The 18,796-nt window shown below is 46.8% G+C and carries 15 protein-coding genes; 3 read left to right on the plus strand and 12 right to left on the minus strand.

What is annotated here, in order from left to right; translation table 11 throughout:
* The first annotated feature begins 114 nt into the window (after nucleotides 1–114).
* On the plus strand, nucleotides 115–1,350 hold the full coding sequence (locus MHH86_RS29475; RefSeq protein WP_305953522.1) for an MFS transporter: 1,236 nt from the start codon (nucleotides 115–117) through the stop codon (nucleotides 1,348–1,350).
* Nucleotides 1,351–1,435: 85 nt separating this feature from the next.
* Here the strand turns inward: MHH86_RS29475 and MHH86_RS29480 are convergent, their stop codons facing one another.
* The gene (locus MHH86_RS29480) at nucleotides 1,436–3,142 is read right to left on the minus strand and encodes a glutamine--tRNA ligase/YqeY domain fusion protein (RefSeq protein ID WP_036682422.1); all 1,707 of its coding nucleotides are present in this window, start codon (nucleotides 3,140–3,142) and stop codon (nucleotides 1,436–1,438) included.
* Between the two features lie 230 nt (nucleotides 3,143–3,372).
* Between MHH86_RS29480 and MHH86_RS29485 the strand changes: the two genes are divergently transcribed.
* Nucleotides 3,373–3,921 carry a GNAT family protein gene (locus MHH86_RS29485; RefSeq protein ID WP_036681941.1) on the plus strand — a complete coding sequence of 183 codons (549 nt, stop codon included), beginning with the start codon at nucleotides 3,373–3,375 and terminating at the stop codon, nucleotides 3,919–3,921.
* A gap of 89 nt (nucleotides 3,922–4,010) precedes the next feature.
* Here the strand turns inward: MHH86_RS29485 and MHH86_RS29490 are convergent, their stop codons facing one another.
* The 4 genes from MHH86_RS29490 to MHH86_RS29505 all read right to left on the minus strand — a co-directional run bounded on the left by MHH86_RS29490 (nucleotide 4,011) and on the right by MHH86_RS29505 (nucleotide 7,743).
* Nucleotides 4,011–4,655 (minus strand): MOSC domain-containing protein, encoded by a 645-nt coding sequence (locus MHH86_RS29490; protein ID WP_081384302.1) that lies wholly within the window; start codon nucleotides 4,653–4,655, stop codon nucleotides 4,011–4,013.
* Nucleotides 4,636–5,166 carry a GNAT family N-acetyltransferase gene (locus MHH86_RS29495; RefSeq protein WP_076316153.1) on the minus strand — a complete coding sequence of 177 codons (531 nt, stop codon included), beginning with the start codon at nucleotides 5,164–5,166 and terminating at the stop codon, nucleotides 4,636–4,638. The genes MHH86_RS29490 and MHH86_RS29495 overlap by 20 nt, the downstream gene beginning before the upstream one ends.
* A gap of 68 nt (nucleotides 5,167–5,234) precedes the next feature.
* A complete protein-coding gene (locus tag MHH86_RS29500; protein ID WP_076316152.1) occupies nucleotides 5,235–6,455 on the minus strand; it encodes an MFS transporter in 1,221 nt (406 codons plus the stop codon).
* 460 nt (nucleotides 6,456–6,915) lie between these two features.
* Nucleotides 6,916–7,743, minus strand: a complete 828-nt coding sequence (locus tag MHH86_RS29505; RefSeq protein ID WP_036681949.1) for a formate/nitrite transporter family protein — start codon at nucleotides 7,741–7,743, stop codon at nucleotides 6,916–6,918.
* Nucleotides 7,744–8,995: 1,252 nt separating this feature from the next.
* Here MHH86_RS29505 and MHH86_RS29510 point away from each other — a divergent pair.
* Nucleotides 8,996–9,205 carry a hypothetical protein gene (locus tag MHH86_RS29510; RefSeq protein WP_076315815.1) on the plus strand — a complete coding sequence of 70 codons (210 nt, stop codon included), beginning with the start codon at nucleotides 8,996–8,998 and terminating at the stop codon, nucleotides 9,203–9,205.
* Between the two features lie 46 nt (nucleotides 9,206–9,251).
* Here the strand turns inward: MHH86_RS29510 and MHH86_RS29515 are convergent, their stop codons facing one another.
* From MHH86_RS29515 to MHH86_RS29545, 7 genes are all read right to left on the minus strand, one after another.
* Nucleotides 9,252–10,616: an FAD-dependent oxidoreductase gene (locus MHH86_RS29515; RefSeq protein WP_076145433.1), complete on the minus strand. Its 1,365-nt coding sequence runs from the start codon at nucleotides 10,614–10,616 to the stop codon at nucleotides 9,252–9,254.
* Nucleotides 10,617–10,950: 334 nt separating this feature from the next.
* On the minus strand, nucleotides 10,951–12,585 hold the full coding sequence (locus MHH86_RS29520) for a formate--tetrahydrofolate ligase (protein ID WP_076140696.1): 1,635 nt from the start codon (nucleotides 12,583–12,585) through the stop codon (nucleotides 10,951–10,953).
* Between the two features lie 249 nt (nucleotides 12,586–12,834).
* A complete protein-coding gene (locus tag MHH86_RS29525) occupies nucleotides 12,835–13,311 on the minus strand; it encodes a glutathione peroxidase (RefSeq protein ID WP_036681956.1) in 477 nt (158 codons plus the stop codon).
* A gap of 141 nt (nucleotides 13,312–13,452) precedes the next feature.
* Nucleotides 13,453–14,328 (minus strand): M15 family metallopeptidase, encoded by an 876-nt coding sequence (locus MHH86_RS29530; protein ID WP_076316151.1) that lies wholly within the window; start codon nucleotides 14,326–14,328, stop codon nucleotides 13,453–13,455.
* A gap of 199 nt (nucleotides 14,329–14,527) precedes the next feature.
* Nucleotides 14,528–16,336, minus strand: a complete 1,809-nt coding sequence (locus MHH86_RS29535) for a DEAD/DEAH box helicase (RefSeq protein WP_256717290.1) — start codon at nucleotides 16,334–16,336, stop codon at nucleotides 14,528–14,530.
* Nucleotides 16,337–16,717: 381 nt separating this feature from the next.
* On the minus strand, nucleotides 16,718–18,385 hold the full coding sequence (locus tag MHH86_RS29540) for an AarF/UbiB family protein (protein WP_076099692.1): 1,668 nt from the start codon (nucleotides 18,383–18,385) through the stop codon (nucleotides 16,718–16,720).
* Entirely contained in the window at nucleotides 18,386–18,733 is a 348-nt protein-coding gene (locus tag MHH86_RS29545) for a phasin family protein (protein ID WP_036681962.1), read from the minus strand.
* Nucleotides 18,734–18,796: the final 63 nt, after the last annotated feature.

Here is an 18,796-nt window from a genome sequence, read left to right on the forward strand (position 1 = left end):
AAAAATGTAAAAAAGTAAAAAAGGAAGTTTGTATCCCTTTTCAACACGTGTTACAGTGATAGAAGGGCCTAATATTGGTCAGTATATCCATGCAAGACATCTAGTGGGAAAGGAGTGACGCATTTGCGGAAAGGCGTTAACTATCCATCTTCTTTCACGTCTTTAAAATGGTTCAATTTTTTTGTATACGGAACCATGGTCCTCTTCTCCAGCTTCTTTCAACTATACCTGCTGGATGTAGGGATGAACAAATTAGAGATCGGTGCCGTATTCTCTATGGGTGCGCTAGTATCCATCTTTGCAAATCCATTCTGGGCGATCTGGACTGACCGATACCAGAATATCCGGCGAATCGTTTTGCTTATGTTAATCGGAACGTTAGTGTTATCCCAGCTTATGTTTCGGGCAAATACATATGAGATGATCTACATCTCCATTCTTTTGTTCTATTTCTTCCAAGGACCGTTATTTGCTCAGAGCAATACGATGATTCTCAGCTATATTGACGGAACTAACTATCGCTTCCGTTCTTTTCGGCTTTGGGGTTCATTGGGGTGGGCACTAATTGCAATTGCCGCCGGATTGGTCCTTGACTGGGCTGGTGTATCTATCTTGTCCTATCTGTTTGCAGGCTTACTATGTGCATCAATGTTATCCATTCTTGCATTACCGAAACTTAACCATACCATTGGCATGGCTCCCATGCCTTATAGAGGCTTCAGCAAGCTAATTTATAATCCCTTTTTCTTGTGTTTCATATTGTTTGGTATCCTAGTTTCCATACCGAACACCATGAACACTACATTCATGTCTTTGTATATTACGGATCTAGGCGGCTCCAAGGGAATGATTGGTCTCGCAGTATTCCTCTCCTCTATTTTGGAAGTGGGTGTATTTGTTCTCTGCGACCGATTCCTTAAACGTAAAATATCTGTTCTGCTCGGCTGGCTTGCGCTGGTTAGCGCTTTATTCGTACTACGATGGTGGTTCATGGCGGACGCGACTACAGCCCTCCAAGTAGTGCTCATTCAAATTTTACACTGCATAACATTTGGTGGTTTCTTCTATGTAGGCACTCAACTGACCATGCTTCTTATTCCAAGACCTTACCGTGCTTCAGGACAAGCACTCTACACACTGACTTGGAGCGGTATAGCCGGTATTGTTGGAGGAGTTCTCGGCGGGTGGATGTATCAGAATCTAGGTGCACAGAGCATGTATCAAGCGGGTGTCTTCTTGACACTGTTTGGAACGCTAGGCTTTACTTTCATGTGGCTCTTTGTAAACCGTGGAGGCTACCGGCCCCCTACAGAGGATGAGGAAGAACTCTCTCACATCGAAATATTATAAGCGAAAATATAAAAAACAGGCTCAAACGTACCTAAACGGGACGTTTGAGCCTGTTTTATTATAAAGAACCTGAACGAATCAAGTGTTAGCCTTGTTTTGGAGGCTGAAATGAACTCTTCAGTGAAACGATAAGATTGAATACGAGATGCCCAGGCGCCGAATATTTGCTATCTACATTAAAATAGCCATGACGGAAAAACTGGAATTTATCCTGAGCCACACTGTCCTTAAGTGCGGGTTCCACAAAACCTTGTAAGATTTCAATGGATTTAGGATTAAGCTGATCCAAGAAGCTAGGCTCCGCTTTCTCTACCGTGGAATCCAGACCTTCAACTTCTGCAGCTTCATCTACTTCTTCAGCAGAAATCAGTGGCTCGTATAAACGGAATTCTGCAGGCACAGCTTGACTAGCTTCTACCCAGTGCAGAGTACCTTTTACCTTGCGGCCTGTAAATCCACTGCCACTCTTTGTTTCCGGATCATACGTACAATGCAGTTCAACAACCTCGCCATTCTCATCTTTAATGACTTCATTACATTTGATGAAATAAGCATGCTTCAGGCGTACTTCATTGCCGGGGAACAAGCGGAAATATTTATTGGGCGGATTCTCCATAAAGTCGTCGCGCTCAACATAAATCTCACGAGAGAACGGAATTTGGCGTACGCCCATTTCTTCATTCTCTGTATTATTTTCCGCTTCAAGCCATTCTGTTTGACCTTCCGGATAATTGGTGATAACAACCTTAAGCGGACGAAGTATAGCCATAGTGCGAGGCACAGTTAACTTAAGGTCTTCCCGGATAAAGTGCTCCAGCATTTGCAGGTCCACTAGACCCTGACTCTTGGAGATCCCTGCCTCGAACACGAACTTACGAATCGCTTCCGGCGTATATCCTCTGCGGCGCAGGCCGGAGATCGTTGGCATCCGCGGATCGTCCCAGCCATCCACATGTTTTTCGTCTACCAGCAGCTTTAGCTTACGTTTACTAGTCATGGTTTGAGCGAGATTCAGACGGCCGAATTCATATTGATGCGGAACAGAAGGCATCTCACATTCCGCTACGACCCAATCATAAAATGGGCGTTGATCTTCAAACTCAAGCGAACAAAGGGAGTGAGTCACTCCTTCAATAGCGTCCTCAAGTGGATGAGCGAATGTATACATCGGATAGATGCACCATTTATCCCCTGTATTATGGTGATGCGCATGAGTAATCCGATAGATGACAGGATCACGCAGATTAATATTTGGTGAAGCCATATCGATCTTGGCACGAAGAACCTTCTCACCATCTTTGAATTCCCCTGCCCGCATACGGCGGAACAGATCCAAATTCTCTTCGATGCCGCGCTCACGATGTGGGCTGTTCTGTCCTGGCTCCGTCAGCGTTCCCCGCAATTGGCGAATTTCATCCGCGCTGAGGTCATCTACATAAGCTTTGCCTTTAGTAATTAATAATTCGGCACGTTTGTACATTTCCTCAAAATAATCCGATGCAAAACGCAGCTCTTCCCATTCATAACCCAGCCACTTTACATCTTCCTGAATGGAGTTCACATATTCCGTATCTTCTTTGGCAGGATTCGTGTCGTCAAATCTTAGGTTAGTCTTGCCACCGAACTCGTCCGCCAGTGTAAAGTTAATCCAAATCGCCTTGGCATGTCCGATATGTAAGTAACCGTTCGGCTCCGGCGGAAAGCGTGTGACAACTTCTTTTACTTTACCCGTACGGAGGTCTTCGGTAATAACATTTTTAATAAAATTGGAGGGGGTAGTACGGTTCTCCACAGCTATCAACCTTTCGTTCTGTAGTGTTACACTACTTCTTGTATAAACATGTTTCCTACTAATATACCCGTTAACTGTAGATTGTTCAATAAAAGGGGGCACATGGCCTGGATCAATTTTTAGCATCTTTAGACCTTTTGACTTCTCTGCGGGCGATAGAGTAGCATGATAATCATAAGAAAAAATCCATAATCATACATAAGGCCTTGTGCCGAAAAGGAGGCAACCGCTTGTTTAATTATGTCATCGACGAAGAGCTTATCTTAAAGCCACTCATGCCTGAGCATGCTAGGCACATATTCGCGTTAGTGGAGCGCTCGCGGGAACGACTTAGGCAATGGCTTCCTTGGGTTGATGCCGTTACGGAACAGGATCACACCCTTAATTTCATTAAAAATGCTATAAAACAAGGCACCGACAATGGCGCCTTCACTGCTGGACTTTGGGTCCGCGGCGAGCTCGCCGGTGTCATTGGGTATCACCAGATTGACTGGCATAACCGTTCCGTAGGGATTGGTTATTGGCTTGGTGATGGCTATGAAGGCAAAGGTTATATGACCAGCGCCTGCCGAGTTCTAGTAGACTACGCACTGCTGGAAATGGAGCTGCAGCGGGTAGAAATTCGCTGCGCGACCGCCAACGTAACTAGCCGGGCAATTCCTGAACGGCTTGGTTTTGTGCTCGAAGGTGTGATCAGACAGGCAGAAAAGCTGCCCGATGGCTACGTGAATCACGCCGTATATGGTTTATTGCGTAGTGAGTGGCAGCTGCTCGGCTAAGTTACGTAAGCAAAGTTAAACAAACACACAAGCAGAAATAAACCTGGCTGGCATACGCCCCCAGGTTTATTTTATTGAGCAGACCAAGATTAGATCTCTGGCATACCCAGCTGTTTTCGAAACTTGTTCCGTACTACGGCTGAGAGGGCTTCCAGCTCCACAAGCTCTGCCAGAGCAGCTTCCTCTTGCAGCCCAACCTGCATTAAATGCAGTACATGCGCCACGGAAGCATTGCTGTCTCCGTTTTCTTTTTTGACAATTGCATCGCCGGTTGAAATCATTCCTTCACGAAGTACACGCAAGTAAAATCCGCTATACCTTGTATCCAGAACTTGAGCCGGAAGATCTGCGGGTCCATGCTTTTGTGAGATTTTGAAGCAAGGATATCTTGGCTGGCTAACCTGAAGCAAAGTGGTGCCTAATTCATATACATCGCCAATACACACCTCTGTCTCCAGCAGACCCGTTGTGGTGATATTTTCTCCGAAAGCCGAGTACTCCAGTTTCTTTCCCAGCTGCTGTTCCCAATAAGGATAGTGCTCAATGGGATAGGCGCACACCGCCTTGTCAGGACCTCCATGATGTTTAAGATCTGCCTGACCATCTCCAACAAATCCATTGGTATGCAGCCGAACCGATCCTTCTACAGGCGTTTTATAAATTCCGGTCTCCAAAGGTTTTCCCCGATAATCCACCGTCACCGGCCGACCGACATTAAGCGAGACGATCTCCATATCCATTTCCTCCTGTCAGCATAAAGCTCATAAATATCTCATCCACATAACGGCCGCCAAGATAAAACTCCTCCCGCAGACGTCCCTCTTCCACAAAACCGCATTTCCGGTAAAAAGAAATCGCTGATTCATTACAGGATAATACACGCAGGCGAAGCTTACGAATAGCATGCGCCGCAGCATGTTCCTTAATGGCTTCCATGAGCTGCCGGCCGATGCCTAAACGTTGATAGTTCGGATGAACAGCAATATTAACCTCGCACACATGCCGGTTGCTCTCCATTCTACTAGGGCAGCCAAACCCGACATATCCGCATAGCTTGTCATCTTGCAGCGCTACGAGCTGAGAGCCCGGAGGAGCATTCAGCAAGAAATCCTCTTGTGAGCGCCACAACATAGGTCCCGGGCTAGTGTCCTCTGTCCAAATCAGATGGTCCAGATCAATCAGTTCTCGCACGTCTTTAATCTCTGATGGTCTAATAGTTAACCTTGCCTTGTTGATTTGTTTCATAAGATGTACACCCCTTGCCTTGCACCTCTATAGAATTCACAGCAGATGTTGGAATCCACTGTGTATAGTTATCTTACGGACCGCTCTAACGAATGGCCTTTACGATTGACTAAAGAATGGATGACGAAAAATCCTACAGACAGCAGCGCCATCGCACAGGCCAGCCAGGCTGTTGGTGCCAAACCACCGCTATCATAAAGTCTGCCCATGAAGTAAGGGCCAATGACTCTCCCGACCGCACCAATCCCTCCGCTTAGTCCCAAATAAAATGGTGCGCTGCGCCCCGCATGATCCGAGATAAAGGATGGCATCGCTGGAGAAATCAGCATTTCTCCCAGTGTAGCAAGCACCATTCCAAGCACTAAACCAGGATAATTAGGCATCCACAAAAGAAACGCATAGCCACCCAAATAAAACAGGGCACTTGCAGTCATTTGCGCCGTTGAGGTAGACGCGAACCAGCGCTTAATCATCGTTACCAATGGCTGCGCTGCAAAAATCAAAATACCGTTCAGTGTCCAGAGAAAACCATAAGTTTTCTTAGGCCAGCCCTCTGAAATAATGAACGGAGATACCCCTGTATTCCAGATAGAGTTACCGAGAAGCAGGAACAAAGAACCGATCCCCATATAAAGATAAATACGAGTATGCCCCATTAGCTTCCACGTGGATTGTTTCTCTGGTTCATTCTTCTGATGCCCCATTACCTCATGCGCAGGTTCTCCACCGATTTTCTTCAGATATACAAAAAAGAAACCCGCAAATACAGCCGAGGTTACACCATTCATCACAAAGCTTAGCATATAGGAAATATCGGCCAAAAAACCACTTAATGCCGTACCCAGTGCTACACCAATATTATTGGCGACATAAATAACATTAAACAGCTCACCACGCTGCTTCGTGAAACGAAAGCCGATAAATGCCTGAATGGCAGGTAATGATAAGGAATTAAATAATCCTACCAGTCCCATTGCAACCATAAATAACGTCCAGTTGTTACTAGCTGCCGGCAAGGTGAACAGTGCCAAAGCATTCATGGCGAGCGCTCCGACAATCAGCCGGTTAACGCCTACCTTATGATAGAGTGAGCCCCCGAGTAGTTGACCCACGATCCCACCAACCGATTGAATAAGAATCACCAGTCCAGCATCTGACATGCTGCGTCCAAGCTCATCAAATACATACATCGTAACGAGCGGCCACATCAGCGCACTACCTGTTGCATTAATTAGGCTGGCAATTAGAAATATTTTCACTTCTTTTGGATATGCCTGTAAAAACTTCATAAGTAGTGTACATCCCCTGTTATATATGTGTCATTAATTCATCCAGTATTATCCCAAAACAGGGTTATGAGCAAGCATACACATTGACGTTTTATCGCGATAAAGTATGCATGAAATCTAGAGAATAAAACGCACATATCGCATGAATTATCCCGTCTCCCTTGGGGTTCACGTCCGCAGTCCTCCCTAGTTCTAATATCTATTCTTATTTTAAAGCCGTGGCTGTCGTCCGTAAAGCAAACTAAACAAGAAGAAACTGATTCGCTTTTAGAAAGACGGGGTAATAGAGCCTAGAAACACTCCCCCTTCAAAATTCGCCGTGATCCGATTTCGTTCCCCCGAGCGCGGATATATCACGGCGGATTTTTTTGTGTCTACATAACAAAAAGCACCCCTTAAACATTAACGCCACCAATAAGGCAGACCTTGAATGTTCTATGGAGTGCTCTATAAGACGAGCTTAAGCGTGTTTTTTGACACTGCTGCCGGACATGCTATCTACGGATTGAATAGCCGTAGGTGCTTTACGCAAGTATGCCATCCAATAGGCAGCTGCGACAAATATTGCTCCACCCGTTAAATTGCCGAGCCAGACGGGAACAAAGTTAGTGAAGTATTGCCCCCATGAATAATAACCTTCAAAAATAGCTGCTGGAATTAGGAACATGTTAGCTACAACGTGCTGGAATCCGATCGCAACAAAGGCCATCGTTGGGAACCAAATACCAAGGATTTTGCCGCTGAAGTTATCTGCTCCATAGGAGAGCCATACTGCCAGCGCAACGAGCCAGTTACAGCCGATACCCGAAACAAATGCCGGAAAGAATTCTGCATCGATTTTATGACCAGCCATATCCACCAATTTTTCTAAGTACACACCCTCTGAAGTTAAACCCACCACATGACCGAAGAAATAAGCTACAAATAATGCCCCTGCCAGATTACTAATCGTAATGAGCAAAAGATTCTTCACAACTTCCCAGAAAGAAATCTTCTTAGCCATAAAAGCGAGCGGCACGGCCATCATATTCCCTGTCAGCAGTTCTCCACCTGCAAGGAGTACCATGATCAGCCCAACGGGGAAGACTGCGGCTCCGATAAAGTTAGCAATGGAACCCCATTCCTGTGGTGCGCCAGCAATGACGCGAATATCCAATAAAAACCCGAGCGCAATAAACGCTCCTCCCAAAAAGCCCAGAATAAGTACGGTACTTAGCGGATTATGAGCTTTTTTTATGCCATTCTCTACAGTTACTTCGGCAATTTGCTGCGGTTTGCTATAAGCCATGGTTCCTATCTCCTTCATCTATTTACTTCAAATTTGTTCCTTTATGACCATTGTAGCGTGTCGTAAAACACATTAACGTGATAATTATCACTTTGAGAAAACTAAGTGAAAGTTTTCACTGACATGTCAAATTTACTGCGACCTGTGCACAAATAGAAGTTTATGTATGACCGACTAGCCAGCATATCTTGTTTCGTTGGATTACATTTGAGCGTACGCAGCAGCTATCGGACTCGGATGACTCTAATCGTAGCTTTTGAGCATATTTGGCCCACACCCGGACATCGGACCCAGATGCCCCTAATCTTAACTTTCGAGCACATTTGGCTTGCTATCGGACCCCATCGTCGCTATTAGCACGAAAAACACACTAGTTGTACCTCGTTCTATGTAATAGCTGCACTGGAGTCCGAAATCACGCTCAAAAGGCGATTAATTGCTATATAGCGCCTTCTGAGTCCGAAAGCTTCTGCGGAGGGATGATGACTCAGCACGATCGGACTCAGATGCCCCTAATCTTAACTTTCGAGCACATTTGGCTTGCTATCGGACATCGGACTCAGATGACCCTATTCGTAGCATTTGAGCACATTTGGCTCGCTATCGGACCCCATAGTCGCTATTGCCACCAAAAACACACTAGTTGTACCTCATTCTATGTAATAGCTGCATTGGAGTCCGAAATCACACTCAAAAGGCGATTAATTGCTAAATAGCGGCTTCTGAGTCCGAAAGCTTCTGCGGTGGGCGTTGACTCAGCACGATTGGACTCAGATGACCCTAACCGTAGCTTCTGAACACATTTGGCTTACTATCGGACATCGGACTCAGATGACCCTATTGGTATCATTTGAGCACATTTGGCTCGCTATCGAACCCCATAGTCGCTATTGCCACCAAAAACACACTAGCTGTACCTCATTCTATGTAATAGCTGCATTGGAGTCCGAAATCACGCTTAATAGGCGATTAATTACCAAATAGCGGCTTCTGGGTCCGAAAGCTTCTGCGGTGGGCGTTGACTCAGCACGATGGACTCAATCGACCTTATACGTAGCTTTCAAGCACATTTGGCTCGCTATCGGACCCCATAGTCGCTATTGCCACCAAAAACACACTAGTTGTACCTCATTTTATGTAATAGCTGCATTGGAGTCCGAAATCATACTCAAACAGCGATTATTTGCTATATAGCGGCTTCTGAGTCCGAAAACTTCTAAGGAGGGCGGTGATTCAGCACGATCGGACTCAGATGACCTTATACGTAACTTTTGAGCACATTTGGCTTGCTATCGGACATCGGACTCAAATAACCCTAATCGTAGCTTCTGAACACATTTGGCTCGCTACCATCGCCGAAGCCATTGGATTGTACCTACCTATGCAGCTAATCATTCTGCACCTACAAAAAAAGCAGCAATCCTCCCGTTACAGGAGAATCGCTGCTTTTCTAGCTTTATAAGGTTATCTTTTTCGTCGATAAATCACTCAGAAACAATCGTTTCTTTTTAAACCGTTACAGCCTCTTTGCTTGGTAATGTTGTCGGCAGCGCTTGAAGACCTACTGTATTCAGGAAGTTCCAAGGTTTGTTGTAATGCGGTTGGAAGAAGAAATCGATAAAGGCTAGTTGGTCGATTGTCATTTGATTTTGAATACATACAGACACTGTGTTGATCGATTGCGTCAGATCCATCTTGGACATAATTTGAGCCCCGAGAATACGGCGTGTGGCGCGATCAAACACTACTTTTAACTGAACCTGCTCAAAGGTGGGCATAAATTCTGGACGGTAGTTATCAATAATCATGGCGGTTTCTACGTCCATTCCTTCAGCCTTAGCTCCTTCTTCAGTAAGCCCTGTTGCAGCGATATTATCTTCATAAATCTTAATGCCCGAAGTCCCTTGTGTACCCATATAAGGAATGGTCTCTGTTACCAAGTTGCGTGCAACTAAGGTTCCCATCCGCACAGCATTGGTTGCCAGTGGGATATAGGCGTGTTTGCCTGTAGGGTTGTAGTGAATCGCACAGCTGTCGCCCGCGGCATATACATCTGGGCAGCTAGTCTGCATATAGTTATTGACCACAATGGCACCATTAGGCAGCATATCGACTTGACCTTTTAAGAGTTCAGTATTAGGACGGAAACCAATGCAGAGAATGACCAGATCTGTTTCATGCTCTCCTTTGCTTGTAATGACCTTTGTTACCTTACCATCTTTGCCCGCAAAAGAGCTGACCTTCTCATTCAGTGCCAATTTAATCCCATGATCCTGAAAAGATTGTTCGATCGGTGCAGTAAATTCTTGATCCAGATATTTACTCAGAATGCGATCTTCACCATCAATTAGCGTAACTTGCTTACCATTCATTTGAAAAGCTTCCACCAGTTCAACGCCGATATATCCAGCACCGACGACGGTTATTTTATTCGCTTGTTTAGCTTTTTCTATAATAGTGTTGGAATGATCATAGTTCTTGGAAAGTAAAATCCCCTCAAGTTCAAACCCTTCAAGCTTCGGCACAATCGGCCATGAACCTGTAGTCATAATCAGCTTATCGTAGGTGTCAGCGAACTCGTGGTCTGTCTCCAGATTGCGTACACGCAATGTTTTGGACTTCGTATCCACTGCAGTTACTTCATGACGCATATTGGTCTTTACGCCAAGCTCTGCAAGCTTTTCTGGTGAAGAATAGAATAGCCCCTCTGGGTCTTTAACCACTCCACCTACATACAAGGCAATTCCACAGGATAAGAAGGAAATATTATCATTACGCTCATATACAGTAATCTCGGCATCCGGGTAAAGCTGAGCAGTATTCACAATTGCGGCGGTTCCGGCATGGGTACATCCAATGACAGCTACTTTCATTATTTCTTCCTCCTTCAAATGGACAATCGGGTTATATATTTGACTTGCATGACCGATCAATGATGGAATCTGATCAACAATGGGTTAGTTGTGATTTATTTCACTTTATAAATTGATTATATTGTGATATTTATCACATTACAAGTCTTTTCCGCTTATATCCTCAAATTGTTCACAATTTTAAGTTTTTTCCGCCACTGCTGCCGAATGCGACGACCTCATTAGCTTTGCCACGTGAGAGGTACATTATGATCTGCATTTGCAGGAATCCAAAGGAAGCATAAAAAAGGCTTCCCCTCTAATACAACAAGGAGAAGCCCTTTATTAAACACTTTTACACCAGACCGTGAATCTCTCCGTCCTCGTCCATCCATAGTCCCTCAGCAGCTGGCTTAGCTGGCAGACCTGGCATCGTAACGATATTGCCTGTAATAACTACCGCAAAGCCTGCACCAAGCGAAAGAGTAATATCTCGGACACCAATCGTAAAACCTTCCGGTGCTCCGAGGAGTCTAGGCTGGTCGGAGAAGGAATAAGGCGTCTTCGCCAAACATACTTGAAGATCATTTAGCCCAAGCCGCTCAATAACCGCCAGACTACGCTTAGCCGCCGGAGAAAAGTTCACTTCTGCCCCGCGGTAAATCTCACGGACAATTTTGTTGATTTTGGATGAAATGTCGAGATCTTTCTCATACAAAGGAGCAAAGTGGCTCGTGCCACTATTATTCAAGAGCTTGTTCAGCTCAGAAGCCAGCTCCTGTCCACCTGCACTACCTTCCGCCCATACTTTTGAGATTGCAGCCGGCACGTTTAAATTGCGGCAGGCCTCCAGTACATCGTTAATCTCGCCCTCACTGTCCCCTTCAAAATGATTAATGGCAACTAAAACAGGGACTCCAAATTTACCGAGATTCTCTACATGGCGTTCTAAATTCACCAATCCCGCGCGCAGCGCCGTCCGATTCTCGGTTAGAAGCTCACCTTTAGGCACACCACCGTTATATTTCAAGGACTTAACAGTTACGACAAGAACAGCAGCAGAAGGGGTTAACCCGGCCTGTTGGCATTTGATATCCATGAATTTCTCTGCACCAAGATCCGCTCCGAAGCCTGCTTCGGTGACCACAACATCCCCTAGCTTAAGGGCATAACGAGTGCCAATAACACTGCTGCAGCCATGAGCGATATTCGCAAACGGACCCCCGTGCACAATAACAGGCGTACCTTCCAGAGTCTGTACCAAGTTTGGCTTAACTGCTTCCTTAAGCAGCGCTGTCATCGCTTCAACGGCCCCGATTCGCTCGGCTGTTACCGGTTGTCCCTCTTGGTCATAACCAATTAGAATACGGTTCAAACGCTTCTTGAGATCAATGAGGCTATCGCATAGGCATAACACAGCCATAATCTCAGAAGCCGTTGTAATCTGAAAGCCACTTTCCCGTACGGCTCCGTTTCCGTCTCCGAGCCCAGTCACAATACTGCGCAGGCTGCGGTCATTCATATCCATGACACGTTTCCAAACGATACGCTGCGGATCCAGTCCCAGCTCATTGCCTTGGAAGATATGATTATCAATCATTGCGGACAATAAATTATGCGCAGAAGTCACCGCATGAATATCACCGGTAAAGTGCAAATTAATCTCATCAGCCGGAACAATCTGCGACTTCCCGCCGCCTGTTGCGCCGCCCTTCATCCCTAAGCAAGGCCCGAGCGACGGCTCACGTAAAGCAGCCACAGTCTTCACACCTGCTGCATTCATTGCCTGCGCCAACCCGATGGTTGTTAAGGTCTTACCCTCGCCAGCAGGGGTGGGATTCACCGCAGTGACCAGAACCAGCTTGCCATCTGGCTTGTTTTTCATTTCCTCCCATAAGGATGGCGAGAGTTTGCTTTTATATTTGCCGTATAGTTCCAGATGCTGCTCGTCGATCCCTGCTTGTGCTGCTACCTCTGTAATTAACTTCATGCTTGTATAAAACCCTCCTGCCGTTATTATCCTGCTGTACTCCACTTTTTTATGCATGTTCGCACAGTTGCTATATTCTCTTCAAAGGATACATGGTCTTTTTAAAGCGTCAAGTATAATTTATCACAATAAAAATTCAAGGCAATCTCCATTAATCCTTTTAAAAAAAGAAAATCCCCGCGAGCATCGGTCGAAACCGAGTCGAAGGGATACTTGGAAGATCACTCTGCAACTAACCCCATAAAGGGTCTACAGGAGTGACTCAATATGTTGTTTCATCGTTTCCGGCGATTCTTTGGGCTCCACACGAGCCACTACATTGCCGCTGCGATCAATAAGAAATTTCGTGAAATTCCAGCTAATGTCGCTGCTGTCTCCAGCACCAGGCTGCTGCTCCTTCAAATAATTGAAAAGCGGGCTGGCATCCGGTCCATTAACATCAACTTTGGCGAAGACCGGAAAGGTAACTCCATAATTAATCTGACAGAATTCCTCAGCCTCTTCACTCGTACCTGGCTCCTGACCCGCAAACTGGTTGCAGGGGAATCCTAATACTACAAGTCCTTGATCGCTATACTGTTCGTATAGTTTCTGAAGGTCTCCATACTGTGGTGTAAGTCCGCACTTACTAGCCGTATTAGCAATCAGCAGCACCTTACCTTCATACTCCGCAAACGGCACTTCTTTACCCGAAGGTGTAACGCCGGCAAAATTGTAGATCGACATCTTTATTCCCCTTCCTTCCTTGTACTTGGACTACACTACGTATCTTACCCGAACTGTAAGGGAATGCAACTTCTGAACTCTTTGTATTGCCATAGAAAAAGCAGCCCTACCCATTTCATAGGACTGCTCTCTGCGTCTGTGTTATTTCGATACCGGAATTGCGTCATAATATTCTTCCAACGTAATATCCTTCTCATTGATATAAGTTGCAATGTCCTTGCCTACATAACGGATATGCCAAGGCTCGTACTTATATCCGGTAATGTCTTGCTTACCTTCAGGATATCTGATGATAAAACCATATTCCCCTACATGCTTGGCCAACCACTCGGCTTCCTTCGTCCCACCAAAACAGCTCTCGGCGGCACACTTGCCATCACTTCCCGAGACATCTATAGCCAGCCCGGTCTGATGCTCGCTATAGCCGGGGACTGCACTGTAAGTACGGGCTTTTTCTTCCCCATCTCTCTCCACATAACGGTTATACAAAGTCGTCTGGGTTGCCTGTGAGCGGTATGCAGAAACGCCTGCTAAATAAATTCCGTCTTCCTCTGCACCTGCGAACATCTTCTCCAAGGCTTTGGCAGCTTCGCTGCGCATCATACGCTTTTCGATTTTCTCTTTGAATGTAAAACGGACATCAGGATAGACAAGATCCGTTGGTTTATAATTATCAGGCAAGCCGTACTGCTTATTTACCATCACTGTAATACTATCAGGCTCCGCAGAAATAGGATCTGGAACACTACCCGCATTATCACCGCCTGATTCAGGCGGATTAGAGGGTTCAGATGGATTAGATGAATCTGGAGTATCAGATGGATCAGCTACTGCCGGGTCTGTAATCCCCCCTCCATCACTTTCCCCCATATTCCCAGGCTCACCTTGAAGATTATCCCCCACATTTATATTAGAACCGTTACTCTCCGAAGCAGAAGGAGACGTGTACTTTCCTATTCCCCAACCGACAGCAATAACGACAATTAACAAGATTATAATTTTAAATTTTTTTGACATCTGTAAGTTCTTCCTCCTCGAAGCCGAACATTCTATTTATCTATTAGACAGGCTTTCCTTCATAAATGTTTCACTAAGAACCTAATTTAAAAATAAAAATCAATATGTTCACGCTATAAAATAAAGGTTACCATAGGTCATTAGCTTCAGCGCTAACTACCCTATGGTAACAAGTTTCATCTATAAAACTCTACTAACTTTATCTGGAAGTGCCGCGACCGCCGCTTTTAAAGCCACCGGATCCATTGCTACGGCCACCGCGTGAAGATCCACCACCGCTGTTGCGGCCGCCTTTGCCAGCAGCGCCACCCTTGGCACCGCCGTATCCACCTTTGCTGCCTTTACCACCTTTGCCGCCTCTAGACGGGCCAGAACCATAGCCGCTGCCTAAGCCGCCACGTGGAGTACCTCCAGTGTAGGCACCGCCGTCCGCTCCTCTAGCTACGTTCTCACTGTAGCCAGTGCTTGGGCCGCCCTTCCGGTTCGCACCGCGCGAACCGGTGCTAGGCGTTGCCGCGTTGCCGCTGGCAGACGCTTCGCCTCTGGAGGCGAAGGCGCCATAGCCGCCGCCTACTCGCACTACACCGGCAGCCTTGCCGCCGCCCTTAGGAGCAGCAGCGTCATAACCGCTGCCGCCACGCTTGCCAGCCGCCGCATCGGAACGACCGCGGCGTCCTTCTGCAGGCGCGCCCCAGCCGCCTGCTTCTTTACCGCGGCCACGGCCACCTTGCCGCGCTCCGCCTTCGCCGCGCGGAGCTCCGCCGCGGCCAGAGCCGCCGGTCTTCGGCCCGCGGCCCGTGCGCGCTGCCTCAGCGCCGCCGCTTTGGCGACCGCCGTGGCGTCCGCCGCCTTGCACAGGGATGAATTCGCCAACGCCGAATTCATCCTTCTCGTAACGGCGGCGATCCAGCCGCTGCGAGATGCCATGCTCGATCAAATCCAGACCCTCTTGATCACGTGGAGATACGAAAGTAATTGCAAGCCCTTTGCCTCCAGCACGGCCAGTCCGTCCGATCCGGTGAATATAGCTATCCACATCAAGTGGCATATCATAGTTAAAGATGTGAGTAATACCTTCAACATCCAGACCCCGAGCTGCTACGTCTGTCGCTACTAGCAGCTGCAGCTTCGCATCACGGAATCTTTTCATCACACCTTCACGTTTACCTTGGGACAAATCACCGTGCAGCTCGTCACACTCATAACCGGCTGCTTGCAGCGCTTCGTTCAGATTGGACACCCGCCGTTTCGTCCGGCAGAAAATAATAGCCAAGTAAGGACGATCCCGTTCAATGAGGGATTTGAGCGCTTCTTCTTTATTACGGTCCGAGCATTCCACTACTTGCTGTTTGATATTATCCAGCGGAATTGGAGAACCACTCTTAATGATGATATCCAGTGGCTCTTTCATGTAATTAGCAGCGAGACGTTTAATCGGATCAGGCATTGTCGCGGAGAACAACATAGTCTGACGACGATAAGGCACAGCCGTAATGATTGTCTCAACATCCTCCAAGAAGCCCATGTGCAGCATTTGATCGGCTTCGTCCAGAACGAGCATTTTTACGCCGCTAAGATCCAGCGTCTCCCGGCGCATATGATCCAAAAGTCTGCCCGGTGTACCGATGATAAGATGTCTGCCGCCTTCCAGCTTGCGCAGTTGCTTCTCTACATCCTGACCACCGTAAACCGCCAATATTTTGATATCCGTATGACGCGCCAGCTTGCGTGCCTCTTCTGTAATCTGCAAAGCCAGCTCACGTGTAGGAGCCATAATCAGCGCCTGAGGATAAGCCCGCTCCGTATGGATCTTGTCCATAATTGGCAGCAAAAAGGCCAAAGTCTTCCCTGTACCTGTCTTCGCTCTAGCTATTACATCCAAACCCTGCACCAATGGCGGAATGGCTTCCTGCTGCACTGGCGTAGGCTTAACAATGCCTTGACCTTGAAGCAATGTACACAGTAATTCTGAAACTCCTAAATCTTTAAATCCCGGCAAATTCTCCACCTCACTATTTTCTCGGTTTAATTTGATTACATCTCTTTCTTAACTTCCGTCTTCAAAAGCCCTGTATGAGGCAGCCTGCATAGGCTGTCCTGTTCTGGGGCATATGCTTCAGATTCAGCTATATTCAAACAAAAGCGGAAGAACACCGTCACCGGCATCCTTCCGTCCCATGTATCCCTTGACCCGTTAAAAGAGTGCGGTCAAAGTTCGGTTTCTGGGCAGCAGCGATCCACCGGACGTTAAGACGGCACTCCATTTGCGTTCCATTCCACTTTATACAATAGAAGTAAAGTTAAGCTTAGAAAGTTATCTTTTATATTGTACTTGATAGAAAGGCATTTGTGTGAAACTGCTGAAGAATAATTATTCAAATCCCTTAAGCTAGAACCTTCCCGATTTAAAAATCGCATAGATCAGCCATAAGAACATCAGAAGTGCCACCACGCTGCCAATCTCCACTGTAGGGAAATTCCATAACACTGAAGGCTGTCCACGCATCGCAGTACCAATAATGAGTCCTGTCATGATGATGCTAAACGCAAGCATCACAATACTGAATGCTAAACGGTTACCTACCCGGTCCAGCTTACGCTCCAGATTCTGCATCTCGGGTGCCACAATCTCCACCTTAATCTTTCCCTTACTGATCAGCGCGGATAACTGCTTAGCCTGCCCAGGAAGCTCCAGCAGACTCTCTGTTAAATCCGCTACGCCTCCCAGAAACTTGCGCTGCAAACGACTGCCGCTAAAGCGCTGCTTTACTAGTTCCCGCCCAAAGGGTTCCGCCATTTCCAAAATACTGATGGTTGGATCTAAGTTGCTGATAACTCCCTCCAGCGTGAGCATTGTCTTCCCTAACATCGTCAAATCTGGCGGCAGCACTAGACGATGTTTTCGCGCTATGCCAAACAGATCATTCAGGGCTTTGCCTATACTCATTTTGCTAAATGGAACATCATAATATTCATCCCGCAGCCGATCCATATCATCATGCAGCGCGCTTCGATCAGCATCCTCAGGAATGACTCCAAGACGCAAAATTGCCCGGACCATTGCATCCGTATTTTTGCGCATTAGAGCGATAATAAGTGCAGATAGCTGCTCCTTCATCTCCTCATTCAGCCGACCCATCATGCCAAAATCAATCAAAGCCAGCTTTCCATCACCCATCCGTATAACATTGCCCGGATGAGGATCAGCATGGAAAAAACCATGAATGAAGATTTGTCTAAGCATCATCTCCACAAGTTGCTGTGCGATGGCTTTAAGCTTAACGCCGTTACTCAGCAGCTCATCGCGACGACTCAGCGTTGTCCCTACCACATATTCCATCGTCAGCACTCGTGCTGACGTATAGTCCCAATAGATATCCGGGATGTACACTCCCTCATAATCCATCTGCTGATCGATTTTCTCTGCATTACGTCCCTCTTGGCTATAATCCAGCTCGCCAAGCAGCGATTTAGAGAACTCCTCTACCATACGGCACAGCTGATATTGCCTCGCCCAGCTGAGCCGCTTTTCAGCAAGTGTGCTTAAATCTTTGAGAATTTCCAAATCCCTGCTCATCGTTCGCAGAATACCAGGACGTTGAACTTTAACAGCTACGACTTGTCCACTGTGAAGTACAGCCCTATGCACCTGACCAATGGATGCCGCAGCAAGTGGCGTATCCTCAAAAGAGTTAAAAATTTCATCCATATGCTGATCCAGTTCCTGCTCAATGATCGCGCGCACGCGGTCGACAGGAAAAGGAGGCACATTATCCTGTAGTTTTACCAATTCCTGAATAATAGAATCAGGCAGCAGATCTGAACGGGTACTGGCGAGTTGTCCCAGCTTAATAAAGGTTGGACCCAAATCCTCCAGCACCAGCCGAATCCGCTCCCCGAGCGTAAGGCTTGTGTGTGCTTCCTGCGTTACAAGACGACGTGGAAGGGATAGTAAGTGATAGAGCCCCAGCTCTTCCACCATATAGCCAAAACCATGGCGCATAAGCGCCATGGCGATTGCCCGGTAACGTCCGGCATGTCTAATGCGTACTGCCATTTAGTCCGAACGCGTTTCCGCCGATGTTCCCTCTAGATGGGAAATTCCCTCTAGCTCGGCCAACCGGCGCTCCAATACTGCAATTCGCCCTTCCAGCTCGGCAATATCGTTTTGTACAGGCACATTCATTTCCTTCAGCACGCGTTGTACTTGCTCTTGTACAGCAGACTTGAACATGCCTCGTTCTTCCTCACCACGTTCAATCAACCGATCGACGAGAGCCCTAGATTCCGAAGGAGCAAGCTCCCCGCGTTTCACTAGTTCTTCAACAACCTTCTCTACTTTTTCCTTACTGACAATGGTGAGGCCCACTCCTAAAGAGATCGCTTTTTTAAACAAATCACTCATGGCACTTTCCTCCCAAAGATTCCGTTTCATTACATAACGGAGTTTATGATTAAAGTATACCCC

The sequence above is a fragment of the Paenibacillus sp. FSL F4-0097 genome (assembly GCF_038593125.1).
In the GTDB taxonomy this organism is placed as follows: Bacteria; Bacillota; Bacilli; order Paenibacillales; family Paenibacillaceae; genus Paenibacillus_AQ; species Paenibacillus_AQ odorifer.

What these genes read in the sequence shown, in the direction of transcription:
- MHH86_RS29490 (WP_081384302.1), bottom strand. Translation starts at nt 4,655, where the DNA reads ATGGAGATCGTCTCGCTTAATGTCGGTCGGCCGGTGACGGTGGATTAT.
- MHH86_RS29495 (WP_076316153.1), bottom strand. Translation starts at nt 5,166, where the DNA reads ATGAAACAAATCAACAAGGCAAGGTTAACTATTAGACCATCAGAGATT.
- MHH86_RS29500 (WP_076316152.1), bottom strand. Translation starts at nt 6,455, where the DNA reads ATGAAGTTTTTACAGGCATATCCAAAAGAAGTGAAAATATTTCTAATT.
- MHH86_RS29505 (WP_036681949.1), bottom strand. Translation starts at nt 7,743, where the DNA reads ATGGCTTATAGCAAACCGCAGCAAATTGCCGAAGTAACTGTAGAGAAT.
- MHH86_RS29510 (WP_076315815.1), top strand. Translation starts at nt 8,996, where the DNA reads ATGACCTTATACGTAACTTTTGAGCACATTTGGCTTGCTATCGGACAT.
- MHH86_RS29515 (WP_076145433.1), bottom strand. Translation starts at nt 10,616, where the DNA reads ATGAAAGTAGCTGTCATTGGATGTACCCATGCCGGAACCGCCGCAATT.
- MHH86_RS29520 (WP_076140696.1), bottom strand. Translation starts at nt 12,585, where the DNA reads ATGAAGTTAATTACAGAGGTAGCAGCACAAGCAGGGATCGACGAGCAG.
- MHH86_RS29525 (WP_036681956.1), bottom strand. Translation starts at nt 13,311, where the DNA reads ATGTCGATCTACAATTTTGCCGGCGTTACACCTTCGGGTAAAGAAGTG.
- MHH86_RS29530 (WP_076316151.1), bottom strand. Translation starts at nt 14,328, where the DNA reads ATGTCAAAAAAATTTAAAATTATAATCTTGTTAATTGTCGTTATTGCT.
- MHH86_RS29540 (WP_076099692.1), bottom strand. Translation starts at nt 18,385, where the DNA reads ATGGCAGTACGCATTAGACATGCCGGACGTTACCGGGCAATCGCCATG.
- MHH86_RS29545 (WP_036681962.1), bottom strand. Translation starts at nt 18,733, where the DNA reads ATGAGTGATTTGTTTAAAAAAGCGATCTCTTTAGGAGTGGGCCTCACC.